General features: G+C 70.7%; 13 protein-coding genes, 1 tRNA gene and 1 pseudogene. 12 read left to right on the plus strand and 3 right to left on the minus strand.

The window, feature by feature from the left end; genetic code table 11:
• Positions 1-231: 231 nt before the first annotated feature.
• The 5 genes and pseudogenes from FJ108_10960 to FJ108_10980 all read left to right on the plus strand — a co-directional run bounded on the left by FJ108_10960 (position 232) and on the right by FJ108_10980 (position 4,696).
• Positions 232-558, plus strand: coding sequence for a helix-turn-helix domain-containing protein (locus FJ108_10960; GenBank protein MBM4336414.1), 327 nt, complete (start codon positions 232-234; stop codon positions 556-558).
• Complete coding sequence (locus FJ108_10965) at positions 555-2,597, plus strand: hypothetical protein (GenBank protein MBM4336415.1); 2,043 nt, start codon at positions 555-557, stop codon at positions 2,595-2,597. The genes FJ108_10960 and FJ108_10965 overlap by 4 nt, the downstream gene beginning before the upstream one ends.
• The gene (locus FJ108_10970) at positions 2,594-3,049 is read left to right on the plus strand and encodes a hypothetical protein (protein ID MBM4336416.1); all 456 of its coding nucleotides are present in this window, start codon (positions 2,594-2,596) and stop codon (positions 3,047-3,049) included. The genes FJ108_10965 and FJ108_10970 overlap by 4 nt, the downstream gene beginning before the upstream one ends.
• A gap of 301 nt (positions 3,050-3,350) precedes the next feature.
• Positions 3,351-3,602, plus strand: coding sequence for a ribbon-helix-helix protein, CopG family (locus tag FJ108_10975; GenBank protein MBM4336417.1), 252 nt, complete (start codon positions 3,351-3,353; stop codon positions 3,600-3,602).
• Positions 3,599-4,696 (plus strand): annotated as a pseudogene (locus tag FJ108_10980) (site-specific integrase). The gene FJ108_10975 and the pseudogene FJ108_10980 overlap by 4 nt, the downstream one beginning before the upstream one ends.
• Before the next feature lie 139 nt (positions 4,697-4,835).
• Here FJ108_10980 and FJ108_10985 read toward each other — a convergent pair.
• Positions 4,836-4,911, minus strand: a tRNA-Phe gene (locus FJ108_10985).
• An 18-nt stretch (positions 4,912-4,929) separates the two neighbouring features.
• Positions 4,930-5,415 carry a peptidylprolyl isomerase gene (locus FJ108_10990; protein MBM4336418.1) on the minus strand — a complete coding sequence of 162 codons (486 nt, stop codon included), beginning with the start codon at positions 5,413-5,415 and terminating at the stop codon, positions 4,930-4,932.
• A gap of 32 nt (positions 5,416-5,447) precedes the next feature.
• Here FJ108_10990 and ggt point away from each other — a divergent pair, with 32 nt between their 5' ends.
• Positions 5,448-7,301, plus strand: coding sequence for a gamma-glutamyltransferase (ggt, locus tag FJ108_10995; protein ID MBM4336419.1), 1,854 nt, complete (start codon positions 5,448-5,450; stop codon positions 7,299-7,301).
• A 7-nt stretch (positions 7,302-7,308) separates the two neighbouring features.
• On the opposite strand, the gene FJ108_11000 is transcribed toward ggt, so the two are convergent.
• The gene (locus FJ108_11000) at positions 7,309-9,876 is read right to left on the minus strand and encodes an insulinase family protein (GenBank protein MBM4336420.1); all 2,568 of its coding nucleotides are present in this window, start codon (positions 9,874-9,876) and stop codon (positions 7,309-7,311) included.
• Between FJ108_11000 and hemW the strand changes: the two genes are divergently transcribed.
• From hemW to FJ108_11030, 6 genes are read left to right on the plus strand one after another with little or no spacing between them, the layout of a single operon-like run.
• Positions 9,855-11,192, plus strand: a complete 1,338-nt coding sequence (gene hemW / locus FJ108_11005; protein MBM4336421.1) for a radical SAM family heme chaperone HemW — start codon at positions 9,855-9,857, stop codon at positions 11,190-11,192. The genes FJ108_11000 and hemW overlap by 22 nt on opposite strands.
• Before the next feature lie 34 nt (positions 11,193-11,226).
• Positions 11,227-12,255, plus strand: coding sequence for a heat-inducible transcription repressor HrcA (gene hrcA / locus FJ108_11010; GenBank protein MBM4336422.1), 1,029 nt, complete (start codon positions 11,227-11,229; stop codon positions 12,253-12,255).
• 34 nt (positions 12,256-12,289) lie between these two features.
• On the plus strand, positions 12,290-12,844 hold the full coding sequence (grpE, locus tag FJ108_11015; GenBank protein ID MBM4336423.1) for a nucleotide exchange factor GrpE: 555 nt from the start codon (positions 12,290-12,292) through the stop codon (positions 12,842-12,844).
• A 46-nt stretch (positions 12,845-12,890) separates the two neighbouring features.
• A complete protein-coding gene (dnaK, locus tag FJ108_11020; protein ID MBM4336424.1) occupies positions 12,891-14,774 on the plus strand; it encodes a molecular chaperone DnaK in 1,884 nt (627 codons plus the stop codon).
• Positions 14,775-14,829: 55 nt separating this feature from the next.
• Positions 14,830-15,933 (plus strand): molecular chaperone DnaJ, encoded by a 1,104-nt coding sequence (gene dnaJ, locus FJ108_11025; protein MBM4336425.1) that lies wholly within the window; start codon positions 14,830-14,832, stop codon positions 15,931-15,933.
• Positions 15,930-17,891, plus strand: a complete 1,962-nt coding sequence (locus tag FJ108_11030; GenBank protein MBM4336426.1) for a tetratricopeptide repeat protein — start codon at positions 15,930-15,932, stop codon at positions 17,889-17,891. Before dnaJ ends, FJ108_11030 begins: the two co-directional genes overlap by 4 nt.
• Positions 17,892-17,917: the final 26 nt, after the last annotated feature.

The following is a 17,917-nucleotide window of genomic DNA, read 5'->3' on the forward strand; positions in this document are numbered from 1 at the left end:
GCCGGCGAACGGCCCGCCATCCCCTCGAAGGCCGCCGCTGGCCCTCGGCCGCCGAGCCACCACCGCCGACGCCCTCGCAGCGCACCGCGACCACCTACGGATCACCGTGGTGAGAAATGCGGGCTAGAGCGGACCCGGTCTCCTCGGCGCGCCAAAACTACGGGGCGGCCGCGTTCCAGGTTTTGACGCGAAGATCCGGGACGGTCACTTGCCAGTTCTAGACTCGGGGGCATGCCACGACACGCCGTCTCGGTCTTGGACCTCGCCCACGAGCTCGGGCTCGCGGAGCGCACCGTGCGACGGCTCGTCGCCGCGGGACGGATTCCGGTGGTGCGGGTCGGCCGGCGCGTCCTCGTGCTGCGCGACGCCGCGCTCGCGGCGCTGCACGTCGCGGCGGCGGGCGGGCTCGCGGCTGCGCTGACGGCCGCGCGCCTCGAGCTCGCGCGGGAGATCGCGCGACGCGCGGCGATCGACGCCGTGGAGCTCGCCGAGCTCGTCGCGACGCGCGACGCGATCGAGTCGGCGCTGCTCGCGCTCGAGGCTGAGGCGGCGTCATGACCGCGCTCGCTCGAATTCGCGCAGCGCTGGAGCGTGTAGGGTCGACCACGCGCGACGGCGGCAAGACCTGGCGCTGTCCGGCGCATGACGATCGCACGCCCTCGCTCAGCGTCACGGAACGCGACGGAAAGGTGCTCTTGAAATGCCATCGGAACTGTACCGTCGAGGCGATCGTCGCCAGGCTCGGGCTCGAGATGCGGGACCTCTTCGACGACGATGGAGCGCGGGTCGAGCGAGCGCGGAGCGACTCTGGGGCGCGTATTGAGATCCTCGGGCCACCGACGGCGGCGCAGGTCGCCGCACTCAAGCGGTCGCGGCGCATCCTGCGCGAGCAGACACTTACCGCACTCGAGCTTGTGCGCGTCCGCTGCTACGGCGCGGAGTGGCTCGCAATCCCCGCGCTTTCGGGCTCGCGGAAGCTCTGGGCTATCGATGCGTCGGGCAAGCCGAGACTCGAGGACGCCAAGCTAATCCGCTGGAACGCGGGCTCGGTGTCGCTGGTTGTCTCGCCTGCGCTCCGCGGGGGCGCACTCGCAGTCGAGCGGCTATGGGATGTCGAAGGCGAGAGCGATCTCTTCGCCTGCGTCGATGCAGGCCTTGCGCACGTCGTCACGAGTATGGGCGGTGCGAGCTCGCTGGTGGCGCACGATCGCCACGGGGAATGGCTGCGCGGGCTTCGGCCGCGCGAGGTCTGCGTGGTTCGCGATCTCGATGACGCGGGCCGCGACGGGGCCGAGAAGGCTGACGCGTGGTGGCGGTCACAGGGCGTTTCTACGCGAATCGTCACTCTGCCGGCGGATCTGGGCGAGCACGGTGACCTTCGCGACTACTTGAACGGCCGGCCCGCTCGCGAGGGAATGCTTGCGACAGAACCGCTCGGCGACGCCTGCGATCTCGACGCTATTGCGAATTGCGTGGAGCTCGTCGATCCCGGGGGCCGATCGGCCAACTGCGCTGAGCTCATAAACCTCGCGACGGTCCGGCCACGCGTGGTTGAATGGCTATGGCCGGGCCGCATCCCACGCGGAAAGCTGAGCGTTCTCGACGGTGACCCGGACGTCGGGAAGTCGACCATCACTCTCGACCTCGCGGCGAGAGTCTCCACAGGGCAGGCGATGCCCGATGGCGCTCCCGGTACGCTTGGCGGAGTTCTCTTGCTCTCGGCAGAGGACGACCCAGAAGACACGATCCTTCCCCGATTGATCGCGGCGGGCGCGGACGCTTCGCGCGTGAGCGCTCTCCCCGGTGTGCGGAATGAGCGCGAGGAGCTAGTGCCGGTGTCGATCCCAGAGCACCTCGACACGATCGAGCGAGCGATCGAGGCGACGGGCGCGGTTCTCGTCGTGGTTGACCCGTTCATGGCGTACCTCTCGGGGACGCACTCGTCGCACAAGGATCAGGACGTCCGCCGAGCACTCGCGCCGTTTGCGAAGCTCGCCGAACGGACACGGGCGGCGGTGCTCATCGTTCGCCACCTGAACAAGAGCTCGGGCGGGCACGCTCTCTACCGCGGCGGTGGCAGCATCGGGATCATCGGAGCCGCAAGATCGGGCCTTCTCGCGGCGCGCGACCCCGACGACGATTCGCGCCGCGTGCTCGCAGTGGTCAAGAGCAACCTTGCGGAGCGCGCACCGTCGCTCGCATATAGGCTCTTGCCGGCCGACTCGAGCGTGCGGCTCGAGTGGCTCGGGGAGTCGACCCACTCCGCCGCAAGCCTGCTCGCCTCTCCCATAGCGGACGAGGAACGGTCCGCGGTCGACGACGCCGTAAACTTTCTGCGCGAGGCGCTCGCTCGAGGCGGCGTCGCCGCTCGCGATCTGAGCCTGAGCGCACGTAGCGCGGGGATCTCCGAGGCCACCATCCGACGAGCGCGCAAGCAGCTCGGAGTCACGCGCCGGAAGACCGGCATGCGCGGTGGCTGGGTGCTTGAGCTGCCGAAGGCGCTCAAATTTACCGAAGGCGCTCATCCCCAGGACTTGAGCGCCTTCGCGGAAGACGAGCGACGTCGGGAGTCCGAGATCGAGGAGCACTTGCTATGAGCGCTGCGCGCGTGCTCGCCCGCATCGAGGCGCTCGGCGCGAGGATCGACGTGCACCGGGGCCGGCTCCGCGTGGTTGCTCCCCGGGGAGTGCTTGGCGAGCAGGACCTCGAGGCGCTCGCGACGCAGAAGGCCGAGCTTCTCGCGCTGTTCCGGAACCAGGCCTCCCTCACTCGCTCGGCCCGGGCTCGTTTGGATCGGTTCCTCGAGGACTGCTCGATCCCCTTCGCGGTGCTCCATTCCCGCGCACTCGGTCGCGACTTCCTCCTCGCGCGCGACGGAGCTGCGCTCGAGGACCTCGCCGAGGCGGCGGGCCGTTTGCCTGTCCTTACCTTCGCCGATTGCGAGATGCTGGCCGGGCTCGAGGTGCGCGACCTGGCCGAGATCCTCGACGTGCGCGAGGCCTTCGGCCCGAGCGCGGAGATTCTCGCTGTCAGGCCGCGCCTTGGCTGAGAAGCGCCGATCGATCGACCTCGCGAACCGCCTCACGCTGCGCGCGGATGAGACTGCGCTCGTCCTCGGCGTCTCGCTGCGAAAGCTCCGGGACATGCTCCCCCGGCTTCCTCACTTTCGCGACGGTGGCACGCTGCTCTTCCCGGTCGAGGGGCTCCATCGGTTCATCGCGGAGCGGGTAGGGCAGCCGAGCGCCGAGCGGGATTCCGTGGTCGGGACGGATTCGCGTTCCATGGCGAGTCCGCTCGATGGCCGCGCAGTCGCTGATGAAGTCCTCGCTCGCCTGAGGGAGTATTGATAGGTGCTTGTAGTTTCTAGTTGGCCATGCGAGTATTCCGACGTGGCCGCAAGGAAGAGCAAGCGGGGCGGAGCCAGGCCAGGCGCAGGGCGGCCGGCAATCCTCGAGGAACGGCGCTCCGTGACGCTGCACATCGAAGCCGCGCAGAGGGAGCGCCTGGGGCAGATCGCCGAGGCGCGCGGGGTTTCGGTCTCGGACCTGATCCGACAGGCGATCGACGCCTTCCTGCGGCGCTCCCGAGGGGAAAAGCGATGAGTGCAAAGACGAGGTGGATTCGGGGGGCGTGGTGGCTCGTGCTCCACTACCAGGGGAAGCGCATCAAGCGGCGCTTCGGTGCGACCCCGAAGGACAAGGCGCAGGCCGAGGTCGCGGCCGCGCACGTCAACGCCGACCTGGCCAAGGGGGCGTTCGTCGCGCCCTCGCCGAGACGCGCGCAATCGGAGATCGCCTTCCGCGAGTATGCGCTCGAGTGGCTGCGTCGCGAGGTGCAGGAGCCGCTAGGCCGAGAATCCCACGGGCACCTGGCTCCGATGACGGTGCGGCAGTACGAGTCGAATCTGCGCGTGAATCTGATTCCGCACCTCGAGCGGACGGATCTGCGCTCGATCACCGTCCGCGAGGTACAGCGGCTCCACGCGGACCTGACCGACGACGGGCTGTCGCCTCGGTCCATCGAGAAGGCGCTTGGCGTACTGCGGCGCATCCTCGACCACGCCCGCGCGGGCGACCTGATCGGCGAGAATCCGGTCCGTCGCTGGAGCGAGCTGCGCCCGACGACGGCCCGGCGCCGCAGCGCGCGCGTCGACCGAACCGTGACGCCGCGGGACGTGCTCACGGCGGACGAGCTCGCGAAGGTGCTCGCGGCCATCGAAGCCAAGCATCCGCCCTACCTGCGGCTGTTCCTCTTCCTGGCCGACACGGGAGCGCGGATCGGCGAAGCCTCGGCTCTGCGGTGGATCGACGTCGATCTGAACGCCGCGACCGCGCGGATCGAGCGCAGCTTCTCGAGCGGCAAGAGCCTCGGGGGCACGAAGAGCGGCCGAGCGCGCACCGTCGAGCTCTCGACGCGCCTGGTCGAAGCGATGCGGGCGGTTCGACCCGACCTGTGCGGCGACGAGACGCTCGCCTTCCCGAACGAAGCCCACGGGCTCCACGATCCGCGAAATCTCCGCGACCGGATCTTCCGGCCGATCGTCCGCAAGGTCGTCGGCACGCAGAAGCGCCTCTCGATCCACTCGCTGCGGCACAGCTTCGCGTCGCTGCACATGGCGCGCGGTACGCCGCTCAAGTGGATCCAGGCGCAGGGCGGTTGGGCCAGCGCGAAAATGCTTCTCGACGTGTACGGGCATTTCATGCCCGAGGAGTCGGGCGGCTACGCGAACGCACTCGCGGCCCCTGAAACGGCCCCCGGGCGGCCCCTCGTCGTAATCGACAGTCGCGGCCGTCCACACGCCCGCGTCGAAAAGCGAGCACCGTCGCGCGCTTCGCTGGTGGCGCAGCCCGGGATCGAACCGGGGACACGCGGATTTTCAGTCCGCTGCTCTACCAGCTGAGCTACCGCGCCAAGGCCGCGCAGTATGGCTCAGCCCGGCTCGACCGTCACGCTCTCGACCACCACGTCGGCGAGCGGGCGGTCGTTGGCGTCGCGGGGGGCGGCGGAGATGCGGTCGACGATGTCCTGGCCCGAGAGGACCCGGCCGAAGGCGGTGTACTGGCCGTCGAGCTTCGGGCGCCAGGGCTCGGAGGCGGTGGTCATGATGAAGAACTGCGAGCCGGCGCTGTCGGGGCCGGAGGCGCGGCCCATCGAGACGGTGCCGGGCAGGTGGGGCAGGTCGTTGAACTCGGCGCGAAGCGCGTAGCCGGGGCCGCCGAAGCCGTCGTTGGCGGGGTCGGCGTCCTTCGAGTTGGGGTCGCCGCCCTGGATCAGGAAGCGGGGGATCACGCGGTGGAAGGTGGTTCCGTCGTAGAAGTGCGCGGCGGCCAGCGACTTGAAGCTCGCGACGTGGCGCGGGGCCTTGTCGGGCAGGAGCTCGAAGCGGATCTCGCCGTGGCCGCGCACGCGCAGCACCGCGACCTCGCGCGCGGGAGCGCCCGGCCGGCATGCGAAGACGAGCGCGAGAGATGCGGCGAGGACGAGCGCGCCGGCGCGCGCGGCGATGCGTCGGAGCGTCACGGGCGCGAACGCTAGCACGCGCGCGAGAGCGCGTGATACGGTCCGCGGCCATGCGCAACATCACTCGCGTCGGCTGGCTCGTCGTCTGCGCTTCACTGCTGCTGGCGCCGCTCGCGCGGCTCGCAATCGCGGCCGAGCCCGGTCCGGCGTGGGGCAAGCGCGGCATGGTCGTGACGTCGGTCGGGCCGGCGGCGGCGGCGGGGCGCGAGATCCTCGGGCGCGGCGGGAACGCGGTGGACGCGGCAGTCGCGACCGCCTTCGCGGCGGGGGTCGCGCACCAGTACAGCTCGGGGATCGGCGGTGGCGGATTCGCGGTGGTGTACATGGCGGAGTCGGGCGAGGTGAGCGCGCTCGACGCGCGCGAGACCGCGCCCGCGTCGGCGAGCGAGCTCGCCTACCTGGACGATCAGGGCAAGCCGATCCCTGGCGCGACGCTCGCGGGCCCGCGCGCGGTGGCGGTGCCGGGCCTGGTGCAGGGGCTGTACGAGCTGCACCACCGCTACGGGTCGCTCGAATGGCGCGAGCTGGTGAAGCCGGCGATAAGGCTCTGCCGCGACGGCGTCGAGGTCGCGCCCGGCGAGCGGCGCATGCTGCAGATGGTCGCGCCGCGGCTCGCGGGCTTTCCCGAGACCGCGCGAATCCAGCTCGACGCAGGGCAGGTGCCGGAGCTCGGCTGGCGGCTCTACCAGCCCGATCTCGCGCGCACGCTCGAGGAGATCGGCGCGCGCGGCGGCGGGGCGCTCGCGTACGGGCATCTCGCGCGAAAGATCGTCGACGCGACCGGCGGCGCGCTCTCGCTCGACGATCTCGCCGGCTACCAGCCGATCTGGCGCGATCCGGTGCGCGGCACGTACCGCGGGCTCTCGGTGGTGTCGATGCCGCCGCCGAGCTCGGGCGGCGTGCTTCTGGTCGAGATGCTGAATGCGCTGGAGCCCTACGACCTCGCCGCGCTGGGCGCGAACTCGAGCCAGACGGTGAACCTGATCGCGGGCGCGATGAAGCTCGCCTTCGCGGATCGCGCCGAGTATCTCGGCGATCCGGGCTTCGTGCGGGTTCCGACCGAGCATCTCACGTCGAAGGCGTACGGCAATCAGCTCGCGGCGCTGCTGCGCCCGCCGTTCTTCCTGCTGCGCGCGCCGTGGAACTGGGGCAAGCCGGCGATTCCGAAGACGCGCCGCGCCGCGCCGGCGCCGCCCGACGATCGCGGCACGACACAGATCTCGGTCGTCGACGAGCAGGGCAACGCGGTGTCGCTCACGCAGACCGTGAACACGCTGTTCGGCTCGCTCATCACCGTGCCGGGAACCGGAATCGTGCTGAACAACGAGATGGACGACTTCTCGCTTCCCGGCACCCCCAACGCCTGGGGCGCGGTCGGCCAGGCCGCGAACTCGATCCAGCCCGGAAAGCGGCCGCTCTCGAGCATGACGCCGACGATCGTGCTCGACGGCGACCAGGTCCGCTACGTCGTCGGCAGCCCGATGGGCACGTTCATCATCAGCGCGGTGCTGCAGACGCTGCTGAACAGCGTCGACTTCGGGCTCGGGCCGGAGCAGGCGGTGGCGCTGCCGCGCTTCCACCACCAGTGGAGCCCCGACGTGCTGATGGTCGAGCCGGGCCACCCGCGCGACGTGCTCGAGAAGCTCGGCGCCTGGGGCCACCGCGTCGAGCCGAGCCGCTTTCCGATGGGCGCGGTGCAGCTGATCGTGCGCGAGAAGGGCTCCGACACCTGGCTCGGCTCGACCGATCCGCGCCGCGACGGCGCGGCGCTGGGCTACTAGGCGCGCGCTACTTCACGATCGCGATCACCGGCGCGTCGAGCCGGATCACGCGTTTGGCGACGCGCTTCACGTCGTCGACGCTGACCGCGCTGATGCGCTGGTCGTAGTCCAGGTGGTAGGTCGCGCCGAGCCCGTACAGATCGTCGAGCGAGAGCAGGCTCGCCTGCGTGCCGAAGCGCTGCAGCGACACGGCCTGGCTCCCGATCAGGTACGCCTTCGCGCGCGCGAGCTCCTCGTCGGGGATCGGCCCCTCGACGATCTTCGCGAGCTCCTTCTCGATCCCGCCCGTCATCTCGCCGAGCTTCGCGGGCTCGCCCGCGATGTACACGCCCCAGATGCCGCGGTCCACGCCCTCGCGGTCGAACGCCCCCACCGTGTAGGCCAGGCTCTGCTTGTCGCGCAGCTCGAGGAAGAGCCGCCCGCCCTGACCCGAGAGGATCTGCGTCAGCACGTCGAGCGCGGGCAGGTCGGGGTCGCCGATCGTGAGCGAGAGGAAGCCGTAGACCACGTGCGCCTGGTTCTTGTTCTTCGCTAGCGAGACCTCGCGCATTCGCGCGGGCGCCTCGGGCGTCTTTCGCGCCGGCAGCGCGACGGTTCCGCTGCCGGGCCAGTCGGAAAGGTGCGATGCGATCGCGGCGACGATCCCGTCGGGATCGACGTTCCCGACCACGCCGAGCACGCCGTTTGCGGGCTGCGCGTACCTCGCGAAGTAGCGCGCGAGCGCCTCGCGATCGAGCGACGATATCGACTTCGCGGTGCCGATCGACGAGAAGCGGTAGGGATGCTCGGGATAGATTGCCTGCTGGAACGCCTCGAACGCCTTGGTGGAAAGGCTGTCCTCGCGGCGGCGCAGCGCGGCCATCCGCTCGACCTTGACCTTGGCGATCTCGTCCGGCGGGAAGGCCGGGTGGAGCAGCACGTCGGCGAACAGGTCGAGCCCGGTGTCGAGCGACTCGGTCAGAAACTCCGCCTGCAAGCCGAAGCTATTGCGCCCCGAGAAGCCGGAGAGATCTCCCGCGATGTCCTCGATCTCGGTCGCGAGCTGCGTGGAGCTTCGCGATGTCGTTCCGCGCGAGAGCATCTCGGCCAGGAACGACGTGATTCCCTGCGTGCTCTCGGTCTCGGCGAGCAGTCCGCCCAGGAACGAGAGCCGCAGCGAGACCAGCGGCACGTTCTCGTTGCGCTTCACCACCACGCGCAGCCCGTTCGGGAGCCGGTACTCGCGGATCCCGTCGCGAAGCTCGACGAAGTCGAGCTTCGGCCCGGCGCTTCCCGCGCCGCGTTCCAGCGCCGCGAGCAGCTTCGCGGAGTCGACCGAGCCGTTCGCGTCCTTCGCGGTGAGCGCGACCACGGTCGCGCGCTCCGGCGACAGGTAGGTCTTCGCCACGCGCTGCAGGTCGGCCTGCGTCGCGCGGCGCACGCGCTCCAGGTACAGCGCCTCGGCCTCGATCCCGCCGGCGAGAACCTCGAAGTAGCCGAGCTTCTGCGCCTGGCCCTGCATCGTCTCGCGCTCGTGCACCTGGCTCGCGAGCAGGTTCGTGCGCGCGCGCTCGAGCTCGGCCTCGGACGGGCCCAGGTCGCGCACGCGCCGGATCTGCTCGGCGATCGCGCCGACGGTCGCCTCGATCTTGTCGGCGTCGAGCTCCGCGTCGACGACGAAGAGCCCCGGATCGAGCGGCGTGTAGGAGCTAGCGTGGATTCCGTGCACGAGCTGCGCGCGGTCCTTCACCTCGCGGTAGAGCCGCGAGCTGTCGCCGCTGCCGAGCACCATCCCGAGCAGGTCGAGGTACGGCGTGTCGGGATTCTCGAACGCGGTGATCTTCCAGCCGATCCCGAGCAGCGACTGCTCGAACTGGCTCGGCACCACCGCGGCGCGCGGCGCGCTCTGCTCCGGCTCGGGCGCGCGCGGGTGCGCCAGGTCGGCGCGCGGTTTCGCTGCGGCGAACGCACCCTCGATCTGCGCGAGCACGGCCTTCGGGTCGAAGTCGCCGACCGCGATCATGGTCATGTTGTTCGGCACGTACCACGAGTGGTAGAAGTCGAGCAGGCCCTCGCGCGTGAAGCTTCGCACGCTCGCCTGCGTGCCGATCACCTCTTTGCGGTAGGGGTGGGTCTGGAACGCGGTCGCGAACAACACCTGCGAGAGGAGATTGTCGGGTGAGTCGTCGGAGCGGCGGATCTCCTCGATCACGACCTCTTCCTCTTTCGCGAGTTCGGTCGCGTCGAAGGTCGAGCCCTGCATCGCGTCGGCGAGCACGTCGATTCCCACCGGCAGGTCACGGCTCGCCATCGTGATGTGGTAGACGGTCATGTCGTGCGAGGTGAACGCGTTGATGTTCCCGCCGGCGCCCTCGACCGTGCGCGCGATCTCGCCCACGCCGCGGCGCTCGGTGCCCTTGAAGAGCATGTGTTCGTGCACGTGCGCCATGCCCCACTGCTCGTCGCGCTCGTCGCCGCTTCCGACCCGGACCCAGACGTTCAGCGCCACGACCGGCGCGGAGTGGTCTTCGACCAGGATCACCTCGAGGCCGTTGGGCAGTGTGGTTCTGAGCATTGCGTCCTTCTCGAGGCTCATCGGCTCGCGAGTCGAGGTCGCGGGCGCGATCGCGCACGCGCAGAGCAGACAGAGCAAGGCGATCCCTGGGCTACTACGCAAGCTCCGGCTCCTCCCCGACGCGCTTCGGGCCGCATAGGATACGGGGGTTGGCCTCTCAGACAAGCAGCGGCGCGGGCGAAGCCGACCTCGGGCTGTACGTGCACGTGCCGTTCTGCGAGCACGTCTGCCCGTACTGCGACTTCGACGTCATTGGCGTGCGGCGGCTGGCCGAGCGCGACGAGCGCGAATTCGTCGATCTGGCACTGCGCGAGCTCGATCTCTTGCGCGAGCGCGTCGCCGGCCGCGAGATCGCGACCGTGTACTTCGGCGGCGGCACGCCCGCGCTGCTCTCGCCCGAGTCGATCTCGCGGCTACTCGCGGCGTTCTCGGCCGAGCTGCGCTTCGCGTCGCCCGAGATCACCGTCGAGCTGAACCCGGGCCAGCTCGAGGTCGCCCGCGTTCCCGCGCTTCGCGAGGCCGGCGTGACGCGCCTGTCGCTGGGCGTGCAGGCCTTCGACGACGCGGTGCTGCGCAGGCTCGGCCGCGCTCAGAAGGGTAGGGAGGCGCTGCGCGGGCTCGAGGCCTGCCTGGCCGCGGGTTTCCCCACGCTCTCGGTCGACCTGATCTACGGAGCGCCCGGCCAGAGCCTCGACACGCAGCTCCGCGACGTCGAGACCGCGATCGACCTCGGCGTTCCGCACGTCTCGGCCTACTCGCTCACGATCGAGCCCGGCACGCCGTTCGCGCTCGGCGCCGAGCGGGGTGTGCTCGACCTTCCCGACGAGGACACCGTGCTCGCGATGAGCCGCTTGCTCCGCTCGCGCCTGGCCGCCGCGGGGATCGCGCAGTACGAGATCTCGAGCTACGCGCGCCCGGGGCACCGCTCGCGCCACAACCAGCGCTACTGGCTGCGCGGCGACGTGCTCGGTCTGGGCCCGTCGTCGGCGACTCTACTCGGCGCTTCGCGCTGGCGGAACGCGCGCACGCTCGGCGAGTGGCGCGCGGCGCTCGAAGGCGATCGACTCCCGATCGTCGATTCCGAGACGCTCTCCGACGAGCAGGCCCGCCGCGAGACGCTCTACCTGGGCCTGCGCCGGCTCGACGGCGTGAGCCGCGCCGACTTCCTGCGCCGCTTCGGCGCCGCCCCCGAGGCGTTCTTCGCGGCCGAGCTCGCGGCGCTTCGCGAGCGCGGCCTGATCTGCGACGAGGCCGGCGCGCTGAAGCTCACAGAGCGGGGAATCCTCTTCGCGGACGAGGTCTTCTCCGGCCTGCTCGGCGACGACGGCGGGCGTTGACACGCCAAAGCGCGCGCCGCTAGCCTCGCTCGTCGTGCACGAGCTTCGCGAGCTGCCCGAGCGTCTGTCCGAGGTCCTGCTGGCCGTGCTGCGCGGCTACGTCGAGAGCGGCCTGCCGATCGGCTCGCGCGACGCCTGCGAGCAGAGCGGGCTGCGGGTCTCCTCGGCGACGGTGCGCGGGGCGATGAGCGAGCTGATGGAGCTCGGCCTGCTCGAGCAGCCGCACACCTCGGCCGGTCGCGTGCCGACGGACGCCGCGTTCCGGCTCTGGGTCGACGAGCTTCTGCACGCTCCCGCGCGCGGCCACGCCTTGCCGCGCGAGCTCGCGCGCGAGCTCGAAGGGCCCGTCGGCGCCGTCGAGGACGGCCTGCGCCGCGCGGCGGACGTGCTCACGCACGTCACCGGCCAGCTCGGCTTCTGCCTGGCGCACGACGGCGAGCGGCTGCGGCTGGCGGCCCTGCGCTTCGTGCGCGTCTCGAGCGAGCGCGTGATGGCGATCCTGGTCTCGGAAGGCGACGTCGTGCGCACGCGCCTTCTCGACGAGCGCGACTGCGACCAGCGCAAGCTCGACCGTATCTCCGCGTCGCTCTCTCGGCTGGTCGCCGGGCTCACGCTCGAAGAGGCGCGCAGCCGCCTCGAAGCCGAGATCGAGGGCGACCGCGCCCAGCGCGACGCGCTCTGGCGCAGGCACGTGGCGCTCGGCCGGCTCGGGCTGCAGGTCGAGGTCGGGGCGGAGCTGTACGTCGGCGATCGCAGCCAGATCCTCTGCCAGCCCGAGTTCGAGGACGGCCCGCGGCTGCGCGAGCTGCTGCGCGCGCTCGACGAGAAGCAGCGCATGCTCGCGCTCCTCGACAACGTGCTCTCGGCCGGCGAGCTCCGCGTCGTGATCGGCGACGAGCTCGGCGACCCCGGCGTCGCGCGCTGTGCGGTGGTGGCGGAGCCGGTCGGATCGGCGCCGCTTCGCGGCGGGCTCGGCGTGATCGGCCCGGTGCGCATGCGCTACGATCGGGTGATCCCGGTGGTGCGCTACGTGTCGGGAAAGCTCGGACCCGCCCTCACCTGACAGTTCCTGTCGCGCGAGTCCGAAAGGGTGTGGAATGAGCGACTCCAAGGGGCCGAAGGTCGACCTTCCCGAAGAGCTGATCGCTGAGCTCGAGAGCAGCGGCGAAGCCGCGCCCGAGCCGCCCGCCGCGAACGCCGCCGATGCGGCGGAGATCGCGGATCTGAAGGAACGCTATCTGCGCCTCGCCGCCGAGTACGACAATTTCCGCAAGCGGAACCTGCGGGAACGCCAGGACCTGCTCAACTACGCCAACGAGAGCATCGTCAAGGACCTGCTTCCGGTCGTCGATAACCTCGAGCGGGCCGTCGTTCATGGTCGCAAGGAGGAGCAGCGAGCCGACAGCGAGAACCTTCTGCAAGGGGTCGAGCTCACCCACCGCGCGCTGATGCAGATCTTGGGACGCTTCGGCGTCGTCGAGATCGAGGCCGCGGGAAAGCCGTTCGATCCCCAGGTGCACGAGGCGGTGCGACGCGTCGTCACGAGCGAGCACGCACCCGGCACCGTCGTCGAGGTGCACCAGAAGGGATATCGACTGAAGGATCGACTGCTGCGTCCGGCCATGGTCGCGGTCGCAGGCGAACCGGGATAGATCGAGCGCTTCGAGCCGACTCATCCCCGGTCGCGGATCGGGAGTGATGGGAAGAGTCGTCGGAATCGATCTGGGCACCACGAACAGCTGCGTCGCGATCCTCGAGCGCGGCGAGCCGGTCGTCATCGCGAACAGCGAGGGCAGCCGCACCACGCCGTCGATCGTCGCCGCGAACCAGAGCGGCGAGAAGCTCTGCGGGCAGATCGCCAAACGGCAGGGCGTGACCAACCCCGCGAACACCGTCTACGCGGTGAAGCGGCTGATCGGCCGCCGCTTCGACGACGAGTGCGTGGAGCGCTTCCGCGCGGTCGCGCCGTTCGAGATCTGCGAGGCGCCCAGCGGCGACGCCTGGGTGAAGCTTTTCGACAAGGAATACAGCCCCGAGGAGATCTCCTCGCTGATCCTGAAGCGCATGAAGGAGACCGCGCAGGACTACCTGGGCGAGGAGGTGACCGAGGCGGTCATCACCGTGCCCGCGTACTTCAACGACGCGCAGCGCCAGGCGACCAAGGACGCGGGTCGGATCGCGGGCCTGAACGTGCTGCGCATCATCAACGAGCCGACCGCGGCGGCGCTGGCCTACGGGCTCGAGAAGGAAGGCCACGAGACGATCGCCGTCTTCGATCTCGGCGGCGGCACCTTCGACGTCTCGATCCTGCGCATCGGCGACTCGGTCTTCGAGGTGCTCTCGACCAACGGCGACACCTACCTCGGCGGCGAGGACTTCGATCAGCGGATCATGAACTGGCTGGCCGATCGGTTCGCCGAGGAGAATCCCGGCGGCGATCTGCGCTCCGACCCGATGGCACTGCAGCGCCTGAAGGAGGCGGCCGAGCGCGCGAAGCAGGAGCTCTCGTCCGCGCCCGAGACCGACGTGAACCTGCCGTTCATCGCGGCCGACGCGTCGGGCCCCAAGCACCTGACTCAGACGATCCGGCGCGAGAAGGTCGAGGAGCTGGTCGCGGAGCTGATCGATCGGCTCGAGGCGCCCTGCGTCGCGGCGCTCGCGGACGCCGGGCTCCAGGCGAGCCAGGTCGACCGCGTGATCCTGGTCGGCGGCATGACCCGGATGCCCCGCGTGCAGGCGAAGGTCGAGCAGATCTTCGGCCGCGCGCCGCACCGCGGCGTGAACCCCGACGAGGTGGTCGCGGTCGGCGCGGCGATCCAGGCCGGCGTGCTGAAGGGCGAGGCGGCCGACGTGCTGCTCCTGGACGTGGCGCCGCTCTCGCTCGGCGTCGAGACCCAGGGCGGGATCATGACCAAGATCATCCCGCGCAACACCACGGTTCCGACGCGCAAGGGCGAGGTGTTCTCGACCACCGAGGACAACCAGAACTTGGTCCGCATCCACGTCCTGCAGGGCGAGCGCGAGCTCGCCGCCGACAACCAGACGCTTGGCCGCTTCGAGCTGATCGGAATTCCCCCCGCACCGCGCGGCGTGCCGCAGATCGAGGTCAGCTTCGACATCGACGCCGACGGAATCCTGAACGTGAGCGCCAAGGAGCTCGGCACCGGCCGCGTGCAGCAGATCCGCGTCTCCGCCTCCGGAGGGCTCAGTCAGGACCAGATCGAGAAGCTCGTCCAGGAGGGCGAGGCGCACGCCGAGGGCGACGCCGAGCGAAGGGCGATGGTCGAGCTGCGCAACACCGGCGAGGGCCTGATCTACTCGGTGGACCAGGCGCTCGGCCTGTACGGCGCCCAGCTCGAGGCGAGCGAGCGCGGCGAGGTCGAGACCGCCCTGGCCCGCGCGCGAAAGGCGCTCTCGGCCAGCGATTCCGAGGAGCTGCGCACGGCCGTCGAGGACCTGCAGCAGCTCGCCTACAAGATGACCGAGGCGATGTACGAGCGGATCGACGGCGGCACCGCGGTCGCCAATCCCGCCACGAGCCCCGCCTCGGGCTCCTCCGACGACGAGCTGATCGAGGATTGAGCCGCGCAGACGGGCTTGCGCGGGGCGACCGAGGCCATAGCCTAGGCGCGCCCCGATGAAGCGCGATTACTACGAGACCCTGGGTGTGGCGCGGGACGTCAGCGCGGAGGACCTGAAGAAGGCCTACCGCAAGCTCGCCCACCAGTTCCACCCGGACAAGAACCCCGGAAATCCCGAAGCCGAGGCCAAGTTCAAGGAAGCGAGCGAGGCGTACGCGGTGCTCTCGGACACCGAGAAGCGCGCGCAGTACGACCGATTCGGTCACCAGGCCTTCGGCGGCGGCCAGGGCGCAGGCGACCCGTTCGCGGGCTTCGACCCGTTCTCGAGCTTCGGGGATCTGTTCTCGGAGTTCTTCGGCGGCGACATCTTCGGCCGCAACGGGCGCGGCGGGCGCGGTCGGCGCGGCGCGGACCTGCGCTACGACCTCGAGGTCGACTTCGGCGTTGCGGCGCTCGGCGGCGAGCAGACGCTGAAGATCCCGAAGCACAAGGCCTGCGCGGCCTGCGCGGGCGCGGGCGGCGAGCGCGAGACCTGCGCGCGCTGCGGCGGGCGCGGCCAGATCGCGCTGCAGCAGGGCTTCTTCCGCATGGCGCGGACCTGTGACCGCTGCGGCGGGCTGGGCCAGAGCCTGAAGCGCGCCTGCGCCGAGTGCCGCGGCAAGGGGCGGCTCGAGACGCTGCAGTCGCTGTCGGTTCGGATCCCCGCCGGGGTCGACACGGGCGTCCGCTTGCGGCTGCAGGGCGAGGGCGAGGCCGGCTACGACGGCGGCCCGCCCGGCGACCTCTTCGTGGTGATCCACGTCCGGGACCATCCGCTCTTCGAGCGCGACGGAACCGATCTGCACTGCGAGGTTCCGATCTCGATCGCGCAGGCGGCGCTCGGCTGCGAGGTCGAGGTGCCCAATCTCGAGGGCAAGGAGAGCGTCGAGCTTTCGCCGGGCACGCAGTCCGGCGAGCAGGTGCGGCTGCGCGGCCGCGGGCTCCCGCGCCTGGGCGGCGGGCCGCGCGGCGACATCGTCGCGCGGATCTTCGTCGAAGTGCCCACGAAGCTCGACGCGCGGCAGCGCGAGCTGCTCGAGGAGTTCGCGCGCGTCACCGGCGACGAGGTCTCGCCGCGCCGGCGCGGATTCCTCGACAAGCTCCGGGATCTGTTCGAGTGAGCGCGCGGCCGTTCGCCTGCGCGGCGCTCCTGGCTGCGCTGGCGCTCTCGTGCGCGCAGCCGTCGGTCGTGCGCGAGGGCCGAAACGTCGGCTACGAGAGCGCCGCGAGGTCCGATCTGGACGCGGCGCGCGCGCTCCTGGCCAAGGGCGATCCGGCGCGCGCCGAGCAGGTGCTGGTCCGGTTCCAGAGCGAGCTCGCGCGGAGCAAGCAGGCGGACGAGGCGCTCTACCTGATGGGCGAGGCGCAGCTGGCGAAGAAGCAGCCAGAGCGAGCCGCGTCGACCTGGCAGAGGCTGGTCGAGAGCTACCCGAAGAGCCGCTGGAACGTCGATGCCGCGCTGCGCGCCGCCACCCTCTACGGAGAGCTCGACCGCCCCGACGACGGCCGGCGGCTGCTCGAGCGCTCGAGTCACTCGAGCGCATCTGCGCCGCAGCGCGCGCGTCTGTTCCGCATGCAGGCGGACCTGGCGCGCGCTTCCGGTGACTGGCCGGCCGCGCTGTACGCGCTCTCCCTCACGCGCCGCGACACGAGCGACGCGACGCAGCTCGCCGAGCTCGACGCGGAGATCGGCGAGCTCGTGGACGGCCGCCTGCGCGAGCCCGATCTCGAAGCGCTCGCGCGCAAGCTGCCGCGCGGGCCGGTGAGCGATCGGGTGAACCTGGAGCTCGCGACGCGAGCGCTCGCGCGCGGCGACGCCGCGAAGGCGCGCGCGGCACTCGATCGACTGCCGAGCCAGCTCTCCGCGGCCGACGCGGACACACGCGATCGGCTGCTCGCGCGCGCCTCCGATCGCGCGAGCGGCGGCGAAGCGACGCTCGGGGTCGTGCTGCCGCTCAGTGGCCCGTACGCGAAGATCGGCGAGTCGATCCTGCGCGGAATCGCGCTCGGCTCCGGCATCTACGCCGACTCGCCCTCGCGTCTGCGGCTGCTCGTGCGCGACTCGGCGGGCGACGCCGGGATCGCGGCCGCGGCCACGCGCGAGCTCACCGCCTCCGGCGTCGCCGCGGTCTTCGGCCCGGTGCGCTCGAGCGAGGCGGTCGCGGCGGCGCCGATCGCGGAGTCCGCGCAGGTGCCGCTGCTCAGCTTCGCGCGCCGCGACGACGTGGCCGATCTGGGCGAGTTCGTGTTCCGCCTCGGGCTCACGCCCGGCGATCAGGCCTTCGAGCTCGCGCGCTTCTGCGCGGAGCAGCGCGGCTGCCGGCGCTACGCGATCCTGTACCCCGACGACGAGTACGGCACGACGTTCAAGAACCGCTTCTGGGACGCGATAGAGGCGAACGGCGGCAGCGTCGTGGCGATCGAGAGCTACCCGCCGGGCTCCGTGGACTGGCAGAAGCAGATCAAGCTGATGGTCGGGCTCGAGCCGCTCTCTCCCGGCCAGAGCGAGCGCGTGAAGGAGCGCGACAAGCTGCGCCGCAACGCCGTCGCGAACGCCGAGCGTCTGGCGTCGCCCGAGCTCGCGGGGCTTCCGCCCTACGTGGATTTCGACGCGATCTTCATTCCCGACGACGCCGCCAGCGTTGGACTGATCCTGCCGCAGCTGCGCTTCTTCGACGTGCGCGACGTGGTGTACCTGGGCCCGAGCGGTTGGAACGACGCGGCGCTGGTGAAGATCGCCTCGCGAGAGGCCGAGCGCTCGGTGTTCACCGACGAGTTCTTCGCGAACAGCGCGCGGCCCGAGGTGGTCGAGTTCATGCACCGCTTCAGCGAGAGCTACGGCAGCACGCCGGACGCCTACGCCGCCGAGGGCTACGACGCCGCCATGACCGTGCGCGCCGCGCTTCTCGACAGCGAGGGAGCCGACGGTCGCCAGCTGCGCGAGCGTCTGCTCGAGCTTCCACCGAACGCGGGCGTGACCGGACTCGGATCGTTCGACTCCGCGGGCGGAGCTCGGAAGTCACTCGAGTTCCTGACCGTGCGCGGATCCGCCATCGTCGCCACGCCGCTACCGGAATAGTCGACGCTCGCACGTCCGCGCATCAA

Source organism: Deltaproteobacteria bacterium (assembly GCA_016875225.1).
Lineage (GTDB): Bacteria > Myxococcota_A > UBA9160 > SZUA-336 > SZUA-336 > VGRW01.